This window comes from Streptomyces avidinii (assembly GCF_045161815.1).
Classification (GTDB): domain Bacteria; phylum Actinomycetota; class Actinomycetes; order Streptomycetales; family Streptomycetaceae; genus Streptomyces; species Streptomyces avidinii.
The window spans coordinates 4,731,345-4,747,891 of sequence record NZ_CP108863.1 but is presented as its reverse complement, the minus strand read 5'-3'; the positions used below and the strand labels follow the sequence as shown (position 1 = coordinate 4,747,891).

The following is a 16,547-nucleotide window of genomic DNA, read 5'->3' as shown; positions in this document are numbered from 1 at the left end:
AGTCTGATTCGCAGCCGCCGAGCGGCCGCAAATCAAGGACCTGTGGAGCAGTTGGTTAGCTCGCCACCCTGTCAAGGTGGAGGTCGCGGGTTCAAGTCCCGTCAGGTTCGCAGAAACGTCAGGGCCCGTATCCCTCTGGGGATGCGGGCCCTGACGCGTTGGCGGGTGATGCCGCCCGGGCGGCCTTGGGGCCCGCCTCGGGCCCGTGGAGCAACCGAGCCGCCCGTGAACGCCACCGTGCCGCTTCCGCGCCGTGTCCGCGCCGTCTGCGGGCTCACTGCGGGCCGCCCGTGAGCGCACCCCCGCCCCCGGGACCCTCCGAACCGTCGACGGTCCGCCGGCGGACCACCGTCGAACTGCCGTCGAACCGCCCCTGGACCTGCCGATGGATGGCCCACGAACCGGAATCCCCCGTTCGCATGAGGACCCTCGCAATGCGCATCCCCTTTACGGGGTGCATTGCCGGATATACAAGAGTGATCATCTGTGACGGGAGTCACCGTATGGGTTTTTGAGACCCATACTTTTATCGCACCCATACGCCTGCTCGATAGAATATGTGCAATGGCACCTACCCTGCCGGAGTCCCCGTACGCACTTCGCGACTGCCCTGACCTGGGCATAAAAAGATCGCGCTGGACCCGGCGGAGTCCAGCGCGATCGAACGACCTGAGAACCTGTTGGGGCAGGTCCGGCCGTATGAAGCTATGTGGGTTCCATCGGATTGGGGGACCCGATATAAACCCGTTAAAGCGGGGTGTTTACGCGACCTCAGGCTTCGCTGCGCTGCTGCGGAATTCCCGCGAGCAGTGCGCGAACCTCGGCCTCGCGGTACCGGCGGTGTCCACCCAGGGTGCGGATGGACGTGAGCTTGCCAGCCTTGGCCCAGCGGGTGACCGTCTTCGGGTCCACGCGGAACATCGTGGCAACCTCAGCCGGGGTCAGCAGCGGCTCGGCATCAGGGGTGCGAGCGGTCATGAGCGGCCTCCTCGGGAGAACCGAACCATCTCGGTTCTTTCCTCTAAATTCTGCACCTTGGCCCGCGTTGCCCGAAATGGACATACGCGGGCCGAGTCGGTTATAGGACGAACGGCTTGTCCTCGGCACTACAACTACACCATCCGTCCAGCCTCGACGGCCAAACCGACGGAATTGCCCTCCGAGGTGTTCATCAGCGGCGGAAGCCGATGGACCGTCCCATAACGGACAGTCACCCCACTGTGACGATCAGTCACAGAGCGATCAGGAGTCGTCAGACCCCCCGTAGAGTGCAATGCCGAGCATTCCGCCCTTAGTTGGGCGGAAGGAACCCTCCCCGGACTCCTTGTCCTATTTTGGCACGAGGGTAGGGGAAGGGCGCAAGGGTGAAGTTAGTGCGGTCCGTCACGCTTGGGCCAATGGCCCGTATCGGGACGTAGGTCCTGGCACTAGGTCCCAAATGGCACGATCAGGCCTCTGATCAGCCAGTATTGACCGATCGACCGATACCGCACGATACGTCTGGGGTACCCGAAGGTGAAACCGGCCACATAAGACACTTTCGGCCTAATTCGCGAAAAGCCGCTCCCGGACCGCCCGCCACCGCTCCGCCAGCTCCCCGTACGCCTCGGTCGCGCCCTCCGTGTCCCCGGCCCGCAGGGCCGCGATCCCCGCCGCCAGGTCCCCCGCCGAGCGGTCGGCCGCCAGCCGGTCCGCCGGCAGCGCGTGCAGCAGCCCGCCGTAGTCCAGCTCGACCATCGAGCGCGGATGGAACTCCTCCAGCCAGCTCCCCACCTCCACCAGCCCGTCGGCGAGCATCCCGTACCCCTCCGCGTCGCGCAGGGTCCGCAACGCCCGGGCGAGCCGCCGCCGCGCCTGCACCATCGGCGTGCGGTAGCGCAGCCGCTCGCCCGGCACGTAGTCCCGCTCCTCGTCGGCCACCAGGACGAACCAGCGCAGCGGGATCTGCCACACCCCCGTACGGATCCAGGGGCGCGCGTCCGGGTTCCGTTCGCGCCAGCTCTCGTACTCCTCGGCCGCCTTCCGGCGCGCTCCCGGCGGGAGCGCCGCGTCCAGCACCGGGCGCGGGAACCACTCGACCAGTTCCTCCAGGGCGAGCCAGCCGCGGAGCCGGGTACGCCACGGGCAGACCAGCAGCACCCCGTCCACCACCGCCGTGAAGGCGTCCGCGCTCTCGTGGGCCGGCACCCCCACCACCGGGACCCGCACCAAATCCGTCAGCGAGCGGCGCAGTTCGTCCTGGGCCGAGGGGGCCGCCCCGCGCCGGGCGTAGTCGGTCCAGTGCGTCCGCTCCGGCTCCGCGAAAGCGGCCAGGGGCTCGTAGACGCGCAGGTAGGAGGCGTACGGGACGGTCGGCGCCGAGCGCGCGGACGGCAGCGGGGTATCGGAGGATTCGCTCACGCTCTCGTACTGCCCTGATCCGGGGTGCGGTTCACCTCCCGGGCGTCCCGCGCCCTCCCGTACACCAGGAGTGTTTCGATCCTCGGACAGGTCACCTACGGGCGGCCGACAGGTCTTACTCTGCTCCCAGCACGCCCTCCCCCACCCGCAGGGCGGGCGTCTTTCCGCCGCATCTCTTCCATGGGAGTCACCACCGTGACCGAAATGACCGACGGCGTCCTGCACACCCTGTTCCGTACGGAGCAGGGCGGCCACGAGCAAGTCGTGCTGTGCCAGGACCGCGCCACCGGCCTGAAGGCCGTCATCGCCATCCACTCCACCGCCCTGGGCCCCGCCCTCGGCGGTACGCGCTTCCACGCGTACGCCTCCGACGAGGAGGCCGTCCTCGACGCGCTGAACCTCTCGCGCGGCATGTCGTACAAGAACGCCCTCGCCGGCCTCGACCTCGGCGGCGGCAAGGCCGTGATCATCGGCGACCCCGACGTCCTCAAGAGCGAGGAACTCCTCGAGGCCTACGGCCGGTTCGTGGAGTCCCTCGGCGGGCGCTACGTGACGGCCTGCGACGTCGGCACCTACGTCGCCGACATGGACGTCGTGGCCCGCGAGACCCGCTGGGCGACCGGTCGCTCCCCCGAGAACGGCGGCGCCGGCGACTCCTCGGTCCTCACCGCCTTCGGTGTCTTCCAGGGCATGCGCGCCAGCGCCCAGCACCTGTGGGGCGACCCGACCCTGCGCGGCCGCAAGGTCGGCGTGGCCGGCGTCGGCAAGGTCGGCCACTACCTGGTCGAGCACCTGCTGGAGGACGGCGCCGAGGTCGTGATCACGGACGTGCGCGAGGAGTCCGTGCGCCGGATCCTGGACAAGCACCCGGGCAAGGTCACCGCGGTCACCGACACGGACGCGCTGATCCGCACCGAGGGCCTGGACATCTACGCCCCCTGCGCGCTCGGCGGCGCCCTGAACGACGACACCGTCCCGGCGCTGACCGCGAAGATCGTGTGCGGCGCGGCGAACAACCAGCTCGCCCACCCGGGCATCGAGAAGGACCTCTCCGACCGCGGGATCCTCTACGCGCCGGACTACGTGGTCAACGCGGGCGGTGTCATCCAGGTCGCCGACGAGCTGCGCGGCTTCGACTTCGACCGCTGCAAGGCCAAGGCCACGAAGATCTTCGACACCACTCTGGAGATCTTTGCTCGCGCGAAGGCGGACGGGATCCCGCCGGCCGCGGCGGCCGACCGGATCGCCGAGCAGCGGATGGCGGACGGCCGCGCCACGCGCGCGGTCTAAGCCCTTACCGGGCCTCCTGGGGGCGCCCGCCGGGGTGCGGCGAGACGGAACTCACTGCACTTCGGCGGGTCGCCCGCCAGGAAAGGGTTAAAATCGCAGCTGACCAGCGAGGACGGGGCGCCTTGTTGGTTCTGCACCGGGGCGCGTCATGCGGGCGGCGTACCGTATGGCCGCGGAAGCAGGTACCGTTAAACCCCTACGGACGGTCTCTCCACGGAGAGCCCGCTCCGAACCATGAACGCGTGTCAGACTCTGGGGCCGTCGAGCCCCGTCACCGAGGGGGTCGAGCCATGGGGCGCGGCCGGGCAAAGGCCAAGCAGACGAAGGTCGCCCGCCAGCTGAAGTACAGCAGCGGCGGGACTGACTTGTCGCGTCTGGCCAACGAGCTGGGCGCATCGACCGCGGAACCGCTGCCTGTCAGCGAGCCGGTCGAGGTAGACGACGACGAGCTGGACGAGGACGACCCGTACGCTCGGTACGCGGACCTCTACAACAGCGATGACGACGACGAGGACGAAGAGTCCGGTCCGTCGGCACAGCGTCGCGGCGCTTGACGCCCTGAGGCGTCTGCACGACAGCACGACAGATAAAAGACTGAAACCCGGTCCAGGGCATCGCCCCGGGCCGGGTTTCAGTGCTGCTCAGCTCGCGTAGGAACCGGTCAGGGTCGCGCCCTCGGTGCGGTCGCCGCGGTCCAGGATCTCTCCTGCGACCCACGCGTCGACACCCCGGTCGGCCAGCGCGGTCAGGGACACGTCCACCGACTCGGCGGGCACGACGGCCATCATGCCGACGCCCATGTTCAGGGTCTTCTCCAGCTCCAGCTGCTCCACCCGGCCGGCCTTGCCGACCAGGTCGAAGATCGCGCCGGGAGCCCAGGTCGTACGGTCGACCGTGGCGTGCAGGTGGTCCGGGATGACCCGGGCCAGGTTCGCCGCGAGGCCGCCGCCGGTGATGTGCGAGTAGGCGTGCACCTCGGCCGTACGGGTGAGAGCCATGCAGTCCAGCGAGTAGATCTTGGTCGGCTCCAGGAGCTCCTCGCCGAGGGTCCGGCCGAGCTCCTCCACGTGCTGGTCGAGCGACATGCCGGCGCGGTCGAAGAGGACGTGCCGGACCAGCGAGTACCCGTTCGAGTGAAGGCCGGACGAAGCCATCGCGATGACGGCGTCACCCGTACGGATGCGATCCGCACCGAGCAGGCGGTCGAACTCGACGACGCCCGTTCCGGCACCCGCCACGTCGAAGTCGTCCGGGCCCAGCAGGCCCGGGTGCTCGGCGGTCTCGCCGCCCACCAGGGCGCAGCCGGCGAGGACGCAGCCCTCGGCGATGCCCTTGACGATGGCCGCGACACGCTCGGGGTGCACCTTGCCGACGCAGATGTAGTCGGTCATGAAGAGCGGCTCGGCGCCGCAGACCACGATGTCGTCCATGACCATCGCCACCAGGTCGTGGCCGATGGTGTCGTACACGCCGAGCTGGCGGGCGATGTCCACCTTGGTGCCGACACCGTCGGTGGCCGAGGCGAGCAGCGGGCGCTCGTAGCGCTTGAGGGCGGAGGCGTCGAAGAGGCCGGCGAAGCCGCCGAGGCCACCGAGGACCTCGGGGCGCTGCGTCTTCTTCACCCACTCCTTCATCAGCTCGACGGCGCGGTCGCCCGCTTCGATGTCCACGCCTGCGGCTGCGTAGCTGGCACCGGTGGTCTTCTCTGTCATGACAGGAGAGAGCTTTCGTGTCGTTACTGCGTGTGGTGCCGGGCCCTGGGAGAAGCCTCAAAGACAGGGCCCGGCGCAGGTTGAGCCAGGGCTACGGGCGACGGAGCGCGTCGGCGGCGTCCGTGCCGCCCGCGAGCTCGGACTCCAGCAGCTGCTTGCCCAGAAGCTGCGGGTCGGGCAGCTCCATCGGGTACTCGCCGTCGAAGCAGGCACGGCAGAGATTGGGCTTCTGGATGGTGGTCGCCTCGATCATCGCGTCGAGCGAGATGTAGGAGAGCGAGTCCGCGCCCATCGACGTGGCGATCTCGTCGACCGTCATGCCGTTGGCGATCAGCTCGGCCCGGGTGGCGAAGTCGATGCCGAAGAAGCACGGCCACTTCACCGGCGGCGAGGAGATCCGGATGTGGACCTCGGCCGCGCCGGCCTCGCGGAGCATCTTGACCAGGGCGCGCTGGGTGTTGCCGCGGACGATCGAGTCGTCGACGACCACCAGGCGCTTGCCCCGGATGACTTCCTTGAGGGGGTTGAGCTTGAGCCGGATGCCGAGCTGGCGGATCGTCTGCGAGGGCTGGATGAAGGTCCGGCCCACGTAGGCGTTCTTGACCAGGCCGACGCCGTACGGAATCCCGCTGGCCTCGGCGTAACCGACGGCGGCCGGCGTGCCGGACTCCGGTGTCGATATCACCAGGTCGGCGTCGACCGGGGCTTCCTTGGCCAGGCGCCGGCCCATCTCGACACGCGAGAGGTAGACGTTCCGGCCGGCGATATCGGTGTCCGGGCGCGCCAGGTAGACGTACTCGAAGACACAGCCCTTGGGCTTTGCTTCCGCGAAGCGCGAGGTGCGCAGGCCGTTCTCGTCGATCGCGATGAGCTCGCCCGGCTCGACCTCGCGGACGAAGCTGGCGCCGCAGATGTCGAGGGCGGCGGTCTCACTCGCGACCACCCAGCCGCGCTCCAGGCGGCCGAGGACCAGCGGGCGGATGCCCTGCGGGTCACGGGCGGTGTAGAGGGTCCCCTCGTCCATGAAGACGAGCGAGAAGGCGCCCTTGACCTGAGGCAGGACCTTGGTGGCCGACTCCTCGATGGTCAGGGGCTTGCCCTCGTCGTCGGTCTGACCGGCGAGCAGGGCGGTGACCAGGTCGGTGTCATTGGTGGCGGCCACCTGGGTGGCACGGCCGTCCTGACGGGGGAGGTCGGCGACCATCTCGGCAAGCTCGGCGGTGTTCACCAGGTTGCCGTTGTGACCCAGGGCAATGGAGCCGTGGGCGGTCGCACGGAAGGTCGGCTGGGCGTTCTCCCAGACGGAGGCCCCGGTGGTCGAATAGCGGGCGTGACCGACCGCGATATGACCTTGGAGCGAGCCGAGAGAGGTTTCGTCGAAGACCTGGGAAACGAGGCCCATGTCCTTGAAGACGAGGATCTGGGAACCGTTGCTCACAGCGATTCCCGCGGACTCTTGTCCACGGTGCTGCAGCGCATACAGTCCGAAGTAGGTGAGCTTGGCGACCTCTTCACCCGGAGCCCAGACACCGAAGACGCCGCAAGCGTCCTGGGGGCCCTTTTCGCCGGGGAGCAGGTCGTGGTTGAGTCGTCCATCACCACGAGGCACGCTTCCGAGTGTAGGCGAGATCGACCACTGGTCCGAATTGGGGACGGCCGGGAAATGTCACAGCACAGAGGGTGACCGATCCATTCCGTCTCGGTATCCGGAATGCCCTTGTTGACAGGTCCACGGGCATTCGTACAGGCTCTCGGCCCATGCAGCCTCTCGGTGACCGAACCGTCACCCTCGTCGAGCGCCGGCACGTGGACCTTGTCCGTGTCGCGAGCGCCATCTGTCGCTGTTCTGCGTAGTCACACGCCGCTTTTCGTTCTTTTCCTTTCCTGATCCCTGCCCCAGCCTGCCCTGCCGTGCCGCGCGCCGTCCCGCGCCGCCCGGGGCCGGCCGGTGGGCCATGCCTTGGAGTACCTGTGACCTCGTACGAACCCAACCTGTCCCGGCGCGCCTTCGGCGGCGCGGTCGGCGTGAGCGCGGCCGCCGCGGCAGTGGGGCTGGGCGCCGCCCCGGCCGCTGCCGCTCCGGCCCCCGAGGCGGTGGCCGGGACCGAACAGAACGCGCCGCAGGAGCGGGAGTTCCGGGCCGGACGGCACCGGCCGTCGCGCCGGCCGAACATCCTGTTCATCCTGGGCGACGACCTGGGCTGGGCCGATCTCTCCTCGTACGGCTCCCCGCACATCAAGACCCCGAACCTGGACCGCCTCGCCCGCCAGGGCGTCCGGTTCACCGACGCCTACTCGGGCTCGGCGACCTGCTCGCCGACCCGGTTCAGCCTGTACACCGGGCGCTACCCGGCCCGTACCAAGGGCGGGCTGGCCGAGCCGATCGCCGACAAGTCGGCCGGTCTGGACCCCACCCACCCGACGCTGGCCTCGCTGCTGAAGTCCTCCGGCTACTCCACCGCGCTGATCGGCAAGTGGCACGCGGGCTACCTGCCCGACTACAGCCCGACCAGGTCCGGCTGGGACGAGTTCTTCGGCAACTTCGGCGGGGCGCTGGAGTACTACTCCAAGCTGGGCCTGGGCGGCGAGTACGACCTCTACGAGGGCGACGCCGAGTACAAGGACCTGCGCTACTACACCCGGATCATCACCGAGCGGGCGAGCGAGTACGTCTCCCGCGACCACCACGGCAAGCCGTGGCTGCTGAACCTCAACTTCACCACCCCGCACTGGCCGTGGATCGCCGACGGGGACACCGAGCAGAGCGCCGAGATCGTCCGGCGGATCAAGGCGGGCGACGGGCGCGCGCTGTGGCACCAGGACGGCGGCTCGGTCGAGAAGTACAAGGAAATGGTCGAGGACCTCGACCGCTCGATCGGCAAGGTGCTCGCGGCGCTGAAGCGTTCGGGCCAGGAGGAGGACACCCTCGTGGTCTTCTCCAGCGACAACGGCGGCGAGCGCTTCTCGTACAACTGGCCGCTGTCCGGCAACAAGGCCTCCCTCCAGGAGGGCGGGATCCGGGTGCCGAACATCGCGCGCTGGCCCGCCCGGCTGGACGGCGGCCAGGTCAGCCACGTCCCGGTGTTCAGCCCGGACTGGACGGCGACGCTGCTGGAGGTCGCCGGGGCCCGCCCGCACCCGGCCTACCCGCTGGACGGGGTGAGCCTGGCCGGGTACCTGCTGCGCGGCGAGAAGGTGGCCGAGCGCGACCTGTTCTGGCGGGTGCGCGGCGAGCGCGCGCTGCGCCGCGGGGACTGGAAGTACTACCGCGGCAAGGCGGGCAGGGACCAGCTGTTCAACCTGGCCGGGGACATCCGGGAGCAGGCCGACAGGGCGGCCGTGGAGCCGGCCCGGCTCGCCGGACTGCGGGCGGCCTGGGAGAAGGTGGACGCCGGACTGCTGCCCTACCCGGCCTGACACCCGGGCCCCGGACGCGGCGGGTCATTCCGCGGCCGAGGCCGCCTTCGCGGTCAGGCCCTTGCCGTCGGCCGCGGTCAGGGTGAGGGTCCGGCCCTCGGTCTTCGCGGTCAGCGGGCCGCTGCCGAACAGCTCGGTCAGCGCCCGCTCGACGTCGCCCACCGGGCCCTCGCAGGCCATCCGGGTCGAGGTGAGCGGCCCGAAGGTGACCGTGGAGCCCTCCACGGTCACCTTGGCGCTGAACCGGTTGCAGCCCAGGCTGCCGCTCACCGCGAGGTCCGGGGCGATGGTGAACCGGGCCTTCCCGGCCGCCTCGGCGGGCAGCGAGGCCGAGGTCGTGCCGCTGACCAGGGACTCCACGGTCCAGGGGGTCGTGGTGAGCGGGGCGTCGGCTGCGGCGGGTGCCGATGTCATGGCGATGGTGCTCCCGTCGGCGGTCTTCAGGGTGAGCCGGTCGGGACCCCGGTCGATCGCCAGCTTCCCCTGGAACAGCTTGGCGAAGGCCGTCTCGAACTCCATGTCCGCGCAGGCCATGGTGGTCGACATACCGGGCGTCACGTCGACCGCGGAGGGGCCGGCGAAGGCGACGACCGCGGTGAATCCGTTGCAGCCGTAGTTGCCCTTGGCCTGGTTCTGCCCGAACTCCAGCCGGGCGGAATCGGGCGCGTGCAGCGTGCGACCGCCCGTGGTCAGGGACTCGACGGCCCAGGTGCCGATGGGGTCGGGGAGCGGGGCGCTCCCGCCGGCCTCTTCCCGGCCGCAGCCGGCGACGGCGAGCGCGAGTACGAGGGCCAGGCCCGCGGAGGTGTGGACGTGCCGGAAGGTACGCATGCCCCTGGGACGGACCGGGCGCCGGAGCGGTTCCACCGCGGCCGCTCCTCAGCTCATCAGCGGGAGCAGCGCCGACAGGTCGGCCCGCTCGCCACTGGCCCGTACGTGCGCCTCGTCGAGGGCCTCGGCCCATCCCGTACGGCCCGTCGCGAGCCGGATCCAGGTCAGCGGGTCGGTCTCCACCACGTTCGGCGGGGTGCCGCGGGTGTGCCGCGGGCCCTCGATGCACTGGACCACCGCGAAAGGAGGGACGCGTACCTCGACCGAACCGCCCGGTGCCTTCAGCGCGAGGGCGTCGGCGAGGAGCCGCGAGCAGGCGGCCAGTGCCTGCCGCTCGATCGGGATGTCCAGTCCGGCGGCCCGGTTCAGGTCGTCGGTGTGGACCACCAGTTCCACGGTCCGGGTGACCAGGAAGTCGGCCAGGGTCATGTCCCCGATCCACAGGTCCAGCACGCGGTCGCCGGAATGCGCCGCGAGCGCCTCGGCCATCCTGGCCGCCGCACCGGAGTACAGCTCGGGCAGCGGGGCACCCGTCAGGGTTTCCCGGGCCGCCTCGGAGATCTTCCCGGCGAGGGAGGCGGTGGCGAAGGGCCATTCGACGGCCGACAGCTCGACGACGGCGGCGGGCGGCCGGGCCAGGCCGCCCGCCAGCGAGTCGGCGATCCAGGCGATGTGCGCGACGAGTTCGGCGACGCTCCAGTCACCGAGCCCGCTGGGCAGAGCCAGCTGCTCGGGCCCCAACTCCCCGACGGCGCGGCCGACATGCGCGAACTGCGCGGTGACGGCCGCCCGGATCCGGGCGGGGTCGTAGGTACGCGGCTTCTTCCCTCGGGGCGGCATGGCCCCGACCCTACTGGCAGCCAGGAGCCCCCGGCCGGAGGACCGGTCGGGGGCTCGTGGCGCAGGCGGTGGGATCAGGCCAGCAGGGCCGGGATCGTCGCCTCGTGGGCCTCGCGGAGCTCGGCCAGCGGGAGGGTGAACTCGCCCTGGATCTCGATCTCCTCGCCGTCCACCACACCGATGCGGGCGACCGGCAGGCCCCGCGCACCGCACATGTCGGTGAAGCGGAGCTCCTCGCTGCGCGGGACGGCCACGATGGCGCGGCCCGCGGACTCGGAGAACAGGAAGGTGAAGGCGTCCAGGCCCTCGGGAACCACGATCCGGGCACCGTTGCCGCCGCGCAGGCAGGACTCGGTGAGCGCCTGGATCACGCCGCCGTCGGACAGGTCGTGCGCGGCGTCGATCATGCCGTCGCGCGAGGCGGAGATCAGGATCTCGGCGAGCAGCTTCTCGCGGCCCAGATCCACCTTCGGCGGCATGCCGCCCAGGTGGTCGTGGACGACCTGGGACCAGGCCGAACCGCCGAACTCCTCGGCCGTGTCGCCCAGCAGGTACAGCAGCTGGCCGGCCTCCGCGAACGCCATCGGCGTACGGCGGTTGACGTCGTCGATCACACCGAGGACCGCCACGACCGGGGTCGGGTGGATCGCGATGTCGCCCGTCTGGTTGTAGAGGGAGACGTTCCCGCCGGTCACCGGGGTGCCCAGCTCCAGGCAGCCGTCCGCCAGCCCGCGGCAGGCCTCGGCGAACTGCCACATGACGTCCGGGTCCTCGGGGGAACCGAAGTTCAGGCAGTCGGAGATGGCCAGCGGCTTGGCGCCGGTCGCCGCCACGTTGCGGTACGACTCCGCCAGCGCCAGCTGCGCGCCCGTGTACGGGTCGAGCTTGGCGAAGCGGCCGTTGCCGTCGGTGGCCATGGCCACGCCGAGGTTGGACTCCTCGTCGATGCGGACCATGCCCGCGTCCTCGGGCTGCGAGAGCACGGTGTTGCCCTGCACGAAGCGGTCGTACTGGTCGGTGACCCAGGACTTGGACGCCTGGTTCGGGGAGGAGACCAGCGCGAGGACCTGCGCGCGCAGCTCCTCGGAGGTCTGCGGGCGCGGCAGCTTGCCGGCGTCGTCCGCCTGCAGCGCGTCCTGCCAGGAGGGGCGCGCGTAGGGGCGGTTGTAGACGGGGCCCTCGTGGGCGACGGTGCCCGGGGGCACGTCCACGATCTGCTCGCCGTGCCAGAAGATCTCCAGGCGCTCGCCCTCGGTCACCTCACCGATGACGGTGGCGATGACGTCCCACTTCTCGCAGATCTCCATGAAGCGGTCGACGTGCTGCGGCTCGACGATCGCGCACATGCGCTCCTGCGACTCGCTCATGAGGATTTCCTCGGGCGAGAGCGTCGCGTCGCGCAGCGGCACGGTGTCCAGCTCGACCCGCATGCCGCCGGAACCGGCGGAGGCGAGCTCGGAGGTCGCGCAGGAGAGCCCGGCGCCGCCGAGGTCCTGGATGCCCGCGACCAGCTTCTCCTTGAAGATCTCCAAGGTGCACTCGATGAGGAGCTTCTCCTGGAAGGGGTCGCCCACCTGCACCGCGGGGCGCTTGGTCGGCTTGGTGTCGTCGAAGGTCTCCGAGGCGAGGACCGAGACGCCGCCGATGCCGTCGCCACCGGTGCGGGCACCGTAGAGGATGACCTTGTTGCCGGGGCCGGAGGCCTTGGCGAGGTGGATGTCCTCGTGCTTCATGACGCCGATGCAGCCGGCGTTGACCAGCGGGTTGCCCTGGTAGCAGGCGTCGAAGACGACCTCGCCGCCGATGTTGGGCAGGCCCAGGCAGTTGCCGTAGCCGCCGATGCCCGCGACGACGCCGGGCAGGACGCGCCGGGTGTCGGGGTGGTCGGCGGCACCGAAGCGCAGCGGGTCCACGACCGCGACCGGGCGGGCACCCATCGCGAGGATGTCGCGGACGATGCCGCCGATGCCGGTGGCCGCACCCTGGTAGGGCTCGATGTACGACGGGTGGTTGTGCGACTCGACCTTGAAGGTGACCGCGTAACCCTGGCCGACGTCGACGACGCCGGCGTTCTCGCCGATGCCGACGAGCATGGCGTCGTTCGGGGGGACCTTCTCACCGAACTGCTTCAGGTGGACCTTGCTGCTCTTGTACGAGCAGTGCTCGGACCACATGACGGAGTACATGGCGAGCTCGGCGCCCGTGGGGCGGCGGCCGAGGATCTCCCGGATCCGGGCGTACTCGTCCTCCTTGAGGCCGAGTTCCTTCCACGGCTGGGAGGAGTCCGGAGTCTCGGTGGCGTTCTTGACGGTGTCGAGGGTCATGCGGAAACCAGCTTCTTCAGGACCGACGTGAAGAACGGGAGGCCGTCGGTGCGGCCGGTCCCGATCAGCGGCTCGACCGCGTGCTCGGGGTGCGGCATGAGGCCGACGATGTTGCCCGCGGCGTTGGTGATGCCGGCGATGTCGCGCAGCGAACCGTTCGGGTTGCCGTCCAGGTAGCGGAAGGCCACGCGGCCTTCGGCCTCCAGTTCGTCGAGCGTGCGCTCGTCGGCGGTGTAGCGGCCGTCCATGTTCTTGAGCGGTACGGAGATCTCCTGGCCGGCGGTGTAGTCGCCGGTCCACGCGGTCTCCGCGTTCTCCACCCGCAGCTTCTGGTCGCGGCAGATGAAGTGCAGGTGGTTGTTCCGGAGCATCGCCCCCGGCAGCAGGTGGGCCTCGGTGAGGACCTGGAAGCCGTTGCAGATGCCCAGGACGGGCATGCCGCCCCTGGCCTGCTCGATGATGGTCTCCATCACCGGCGAGAAGCGGGAGATGGCTCCGGCGCGCAGGTAGTCCCCGTAGGAGAAGCCGCCCGCGAGGACGACCGCGTCGACCTGGTGCAGGTCCTTGTCGCGGTGCCACAGCGAGACCGGCTCGGCGCCCGCGAGGCGGACGGCGCGCAGCGAGTCACGGTCGTCGAGCGTTCCGGGGAACGTGACGACTCCGATGCGAGTGGTCACCGTCAGGCCTCGACCTTCACGGTGAAGTCTTCGATGACGGTGTTGGCGAGGAAGGTTTCGGCCATCTTGTGGATGTGGTCGAGGGCGGCCTGGTCGACCGGCCCCTCCACCTCGAGCTCGAAGCGCTTCCCCTGGCGGACGTCGGCGATCCCCTCGAAGCCCAGGCGCGGCAGTGCACGCTGCACCGCCTGGCCCTGGGGGTCGAGGATCTCCGGCTTGAGCATGACGTCGACTACGACGCGTGCCATCGGGCACTCCCGTGTGGTGGTTGGTGCGAAGGCGGTTCCATCAGCGTACCCGGCCAAAATTTCTACGCGCATAGATATCCCGGGGCCGTGATCACCGGGCCGTTTCGGCTTCACCAACGCTTCGCAAAATCCCCCGGAAAACCACGCGCCCGGCATTGCGGCGGGACACGCGGAGAGAATTAACTGGGCTTCGCAATGCAATGGAAATCGAGGTACAAAGGAATCACTCCGGATTCCGGATGAAAGTTGCATTGCCCCGAAACATCCACACAGGCGACATCACCGCACGTCAGCAGGTGGCGACGTCGCACGAAGGGACCGATATCCGTGGTGCAGCGCGTAGTAGTCACGCTCTCCGACGACATCGATGGCGGAGAAGCGGCGGAAACGGTCGTGTTCGCCCTGGACGGTAAGTCGTACGAGATCGACCTCAATGTGGCGAACGCAAAGAAACTGCGGAAGGGGTTGGCCCCCTTCGTGGCCGCCGGCCGTCGCCAGTCCCGCTCGGGGAAGGCCTTCAAGCACACCTCCGTCGCCCCCGACCCGGCGGTCGTCCGCGCCTGGGCCCGGTCGAACCAGTACGAAGTGCCGCCGCGCGGCCGCATCCCCAAGAAGATCTACGAGGCCTACAACGCGGCCCACTGAGCGTCGATTTGCCATGCACCCCCATCCGTCGGCTAGTGTGTGGATCACGCCAAGGGGCCAGGCCGCAGGTCAGAGCCTCCGAGGTCGTGCGGGTGTAGTTCAGTAGCAGAACATCCCTCTTCCAGAGGGAAGGCGCAGTGTGCGATCCCTGTCACCCGCTCTGCATCACCTCCGAACCACTGCTGTGGATCGGGTAGAGTGATGCACGCATCGCCCCAGGGCAATGCAGTGCATGCGGACGTAGCTCAGTTGGTAGAGCACCACCTTGCCAAGGTGGATGTCGCGCGTTCGAGTCGCGTCGTCCGCTCTGTATGCAGAAGGTCCCGATCATTGCGATCGGGGCCTTCTTCGTTTTCCCGCACCGGCCGGCGGCCCCTGACAAATGTCATCGCCGGCGGTGACAGCGCGCACTGCCCGCCCGGCCCCGGCGCCGCGAGCCTTGAACCATGACTGACACCGTGATCGAAGCCGAGGGCCTGCGCCGCGGCTATGCGGGAGGATTCGAGGCCGTACGCGGCGTCTCCTTCTCCGTGGCCCGGGGCGAGATCTTCGCCCTGCTCGGAACCAACGGCGCGGGCAAGACCTCCACCGTCGAACTGCTGGAGGGACTGGCCGCGCCGACCGATGGGCAGGTCCGCGTCTTCGGGCTCGATCCGTACAGGCGGCGGGCCGAGGTCCGCCCGCGCACCGGCGTCATGCTCCAGGAGGGCGGCTTCCCCTCCGACCTGTCGGTGACCGAGACCGTCCGGATGTGGGGCGGCGTCACCAGCGGCGCCCGCCCGGCGGCGGAGGTGCTGGAGCTGGTCGGCCTGGCCGCACGGTCCTGCGTACGCGTCAAGCAGCTGTCCGGCGGTGAACGGCGGCGCCTGGACCTGGCGCTGGCCCTGCTGGGCCGGCCCGAGGTGCTGTTTCTGGACGAACCGACCACCGGAATGGATCCGGAAGGGCGCCGGGACACCTGGGCGCTGGTACGGGACCTGCGCGCGCAGGGCACGACGGTGCTGCTGACCACGCACTACCTGGAAGAGGCCGAGGAGCTCGCGGACCGCCTCGCGATCCTCCACGAGGGGGAACTCGTCCTGTCCGGCAGCCCGGCCGAGGTGACCGCCACCCGGCCGGCCCGGATCCGCTTCACCCTGCCGGCCGGGGTGCCCGCGGCCCGGCTCCCGCTGACGCTGCGCGCGGCGGCCCACGGGCAGCGCGTGGAGATCCGTACCGGGAACCTCCAGGCCGACCTGACCGAACTGCTGGGCTGGGCCCGGGAGTGCGGCGCGGAACTGATCGGGCTCGACGCCCGGTCCGCCTCCCTGGAGGAGGCCTTCCTGGAGATCGCGGAGAACCGCCGCACCGCAGACGGCGCCCGCACCGAGGACACGAAGGCGGGGACCCCGCGATGAACACGCTCACCATGAACCCCGGGCGGCTCGCCGCACTCGGCCGCTCCGAGCTCACCCTGCTGGTGCGCAACCGGGCCGCCCTCGGCCTGGCCACGCTGATGCCGCTGCTGATGGTGTTCGTCCTGCGCTCCTCGCTCAGCGGGGCCGAGGGCGCCGAGGCGGTCGGCGAGGCCACCCTGACCGGCGGGATCGGCATGGTGCTGATCCTCGTCGTCCACATGAACCTGGTCTCCGCCTACGTCGCCCGGCGCGAGGAGCTCGTCCTCAAGCGGCTGCGGACCGGCGAGGCGACCGATCTGGAGATCCTCGCCGGGACCGCCCTGCCCGCCGCCGCCCTGGCGCTCGGGCAGATCGCCGTCCTCGCCGTGGCGGGAGCCGCCGCCCTGGACGTGCGCATGCCGCGCAACCCGCTGCTGCTGGTGGTGGCCGTCCTCACCGGCATCCTCATGCTGGCCGCGCTGTCCGCGCTGACCAGCTCCGTCACCCGCACCGTGGAGACCGCGGGCCTCACCACGCTGCCGCTGTTCCTGGCGACCGTGCTCGGCTCGGGGCTGTTCGTCCCGGCGGACTCGCTGCCGGACCCGGTGGCCCGGCTGTGCGAATTGCTGCCGCTGAGCGGGGTGATGACCCTCGTACGGGCCGGGTGGAGCGGCGCGGGGGACGCGGACCTGGTGGGGGCCTCCCTGGTCACGCTGGCCTGGACGGTCAACACCGTGTTTGCTGTTCAGCGGTGGTTCCGCTGGGAACCGCGCCGGTAGCGCGAGTC

The 16,547-nt window shown here is 70.0% G+C and carries 16 protein-coding genes and 3 tRNA genes; 10 read left to right on the top strand and 9 right to left on the bottom strand.

Going from position 1 to position 16,547, the window contains the following annotated elements; all coding sequences use genetic code 11:
• The first annotated feature begins 36 nt into the window (after nt 1-36).
• Nucleotides 37-110, top strand: a tRNA-Asp gene (locus OG373_RS21255).
• Between the two features lie 661 nt (nt 111-771).
• Here OG373_RS21255 and bldC read toward each other — a convergent pair.
• A complete protein-coding gene (gene bldC, locus OG373_RS21250) occupies nt 772-978 on the bottom strand; it encodes a developmental transcriptional regulator BldC (protein ID WP_003949541.1) in 207 nt (68 codons plus the stop codon).
• A gap of 567 nt (nt 979-1,545) precedes the next feature.
• Nucleotides 1,546-2,400 carry a hypothetical protein gene (locus OG373_RS21245; protein WP_405439685.1) on the bottom strand — a complete coding sequence of 285 codons (855 nt, stop codon included), beginning with the start codon at nt 2,398-2,400 and terminating at the stop codon, nt 1,546-1,548.
• Between the two features lie 195 nt (nt 2,401-2,595).
• On the opposite strand from OG373_RS21245, the gene OG373_RS21240 reads away from it, so the two are divergent.
• Together OG373_RS21240 and OG373_RS21235 are read left to right on the top strand one after the other, a co-directional pair.
• Nucleotides 2,596-3,690 carry a Leu/Phe/Val dehydrogenase gene (locus OG373_RS21240; RefSeq protein WP_398674896.1) on the top strand — a complete coding sequence of 365 codons (1,095 nt, stop codon included), beginning with the start codon at nt 2,596-2,598 and terminating at the stop codon, nt 3,688-3,690.
• A gap of 290 nt (nt 3,691-3,980) precedes the next feature.
• On the top strand, nt 3,981-4,244 hold the full coding sequence (locus OG373_RS21235; protein ID WP_030390150.1) for a DUF3073 domain-containing protein: 264 nt from the start codon (nt 3,981-3,983) through the stop codon (nt 4,242-4,244).
• Nucleotides 4,245-4,331: 87 nt separating this feature from the next.
• On the opposite strand, the gene purM is transcribed toward OG373_RS21235, so the two are convergent.
• Nucleotides 4,332-5,402: a phosphoribosylformylglycinamidine cyclo-ligase gene (purM, locus tag OG373_RS21230; RefSeq protein ID WP_405439683.1), complete on the bottom strand. Its 1,071-nt coding sequence runs from the start codon at nt 5,400-5,402 to the stop codon at nt 4,332-4,334.
• A gap of 91 nt (nt 5,403-5,493) precedes the next feature.
• The gene (gene purF / locus OG373_RS21225; RefSeq protein ID WP_189972407.1) at nt 5,494-7,011 is read right to left on the bottom strand and encodes an amidophosphoribosyltransferase; all 1,518 of its coding nucleotides are present in this window, start codon (nt 7,009-7,011) and stop codon (nt 5,494-5,496) included.
• A gap of 149 nt (nt 7,012-7,160) precedes the next feature.
• On the opposite strand from purF, the gene OG373_RS21220 reads away from it, so the two are divergent.
• A complete protein-coding gene (locus tag OG373_RS21220) occupies nt 7,161-7,256 on the top strand; it encodes a putative leader peptide (RefSeq protein ID WP_324617183.1) in 96 nt (31 codons plus the stop codon).
• Nucleotides 7,257-7,373: 117 nt separating this feature from the next.
• On the top strand, nt 7,374-8,819 hold the full coding sequence (locus tag OG373_RS21215) for a sulfatase-like hydrolase/transferase (protein ID WP_405439682.1): 1,446 nt from the start codon (nt 7,374-7,376) through the stop codon (nt 8,817-8,819).
• Between the two features lie 24 nt (nt 8,820-8,843).
• Here OG373_RS21215 and OG373_RS21210 read toward each other — a convergent pair whose 3' ends face one another.
• From OG373_RS21210 to purS, 5 genes are all read right to left on the bottom strand, one after another.
• On the bottom strand, nt 8,844-9,650 hold the full coding sequence (locus OG373_RS21210; protein ID WP_405439681.1) for an META domain-containing protein: 807 nt from the start codon (nt 9,648-9,650) through the stop codon (nt 8,844-8,846).
• A gap of 48 nt (nt 9,651-9,698) precedes the next feature.
• On the bottom strand, nt 9,699-10,490 hold the full coding sequence (locus OG373_RS21205; protein WP_405439679.1) for a sterol carrier family protein: 792 nt from the start codon (nt 10,488-10,490) through the stop codon (nt 9,699-9,701).
• Nucleotides 10,491-10,564: 74 nt separating this feature from the next.
• Nucleotides 10,565-12,814, bottom strand: a complete 2,250-nt coding sequence (purL, locus tag OG373_RS21200; protein WP_405439677.1) for a phosphoribosylformylglycinamidine synthase subunit PurL — start codon at nt 12,812-12,814, stop codon at nt 10,565-10,567.
• Entirely contained in the window at nt 12,811-13,491 is a 681-nt protein-coding gene (purQ, locus tag OG373_RS21195; RefSeq protein ID WP_030390145.1) for a phosphoribosylformylglycinamidine synthase subunit PurQ, read from the bottom strand. Before purQ ends, purL begins: the two co-directional genes overlap by 4 nt.
• Nucleotides 13,492-13,493: 2 nt before the next feature.
• Nucleotides 13,494-13,739: a phosphoribosylformylglycinamidine synthase subunit PurS gene (gene purS, locus OG373_RS21190; protein WP_397736195.1), complete on the bottom strand. Its 246-nt coding sequence runs from the start codon at nt 13,737-13,739 to the stop codon at nt 13,494-13,496.
• Between the two features lie 327 nt (nt 13,740-14,066).
• On the opposite strand from purS, the gene OG373_RS21185 reads away from it, so the two are divergent.
• The 5 genes from OG373_RS21185 (at nt 14,067) to OG373_RS21165 (ending at nt 16,539) form a co-directional block, all read left to right on the top strand.
• A complete protein-coding gene (locus OG373_RS21185) occupies nt 14,067-14,384 on the top strand; it encodes an Lsr2 family protein (RefSeq protein ID WP_397736197.1) in 318 nt (105 codons plus the stop codon).
• Nucleotides 14,385-14,472: 88 nt separating this feature from the next.
• A tRNA-Gly gene (locus OG373_RS21180) sits at nt 14,473-14,544 on the top strand.
• A gap of 74 nt (nt 14,545-14,618) precedes the next feature.
• Nucleotides 14,619-14,691 (top strand) — tRNA-Gly (locus OG373_RS21175).
• A gap of 139 nt (nt 14,692-14,830) precedes the next feature.
• Nucleotides 14,831-15,781 (top strand): ABC transporter ATP-binding protein, encoded by a 951-nt coding sequence (locus OG373_RS21170; RefSeq protein ID WP_405439675.1) that lies wholly within the window; start codon nt 14,831-14,833, stop codon nt 15,779-15,781.
• On the top strand, nt 15,778-16,539 hold the full coding sequence (locus tag OG373_RS21165; protein WP_405439674.1) for an ABC transporter permease: 762 nt from the start codon (nt 15,778-15,780) through the stop codon (nt 16,537-16,539). Before OG373_RS21170 ends, OG373_RS21165 begins: the two co-directional genes overlap by 4 nt.
• Nucleotides 16,540-16,547: the final 8 nt, after the last annotated feature.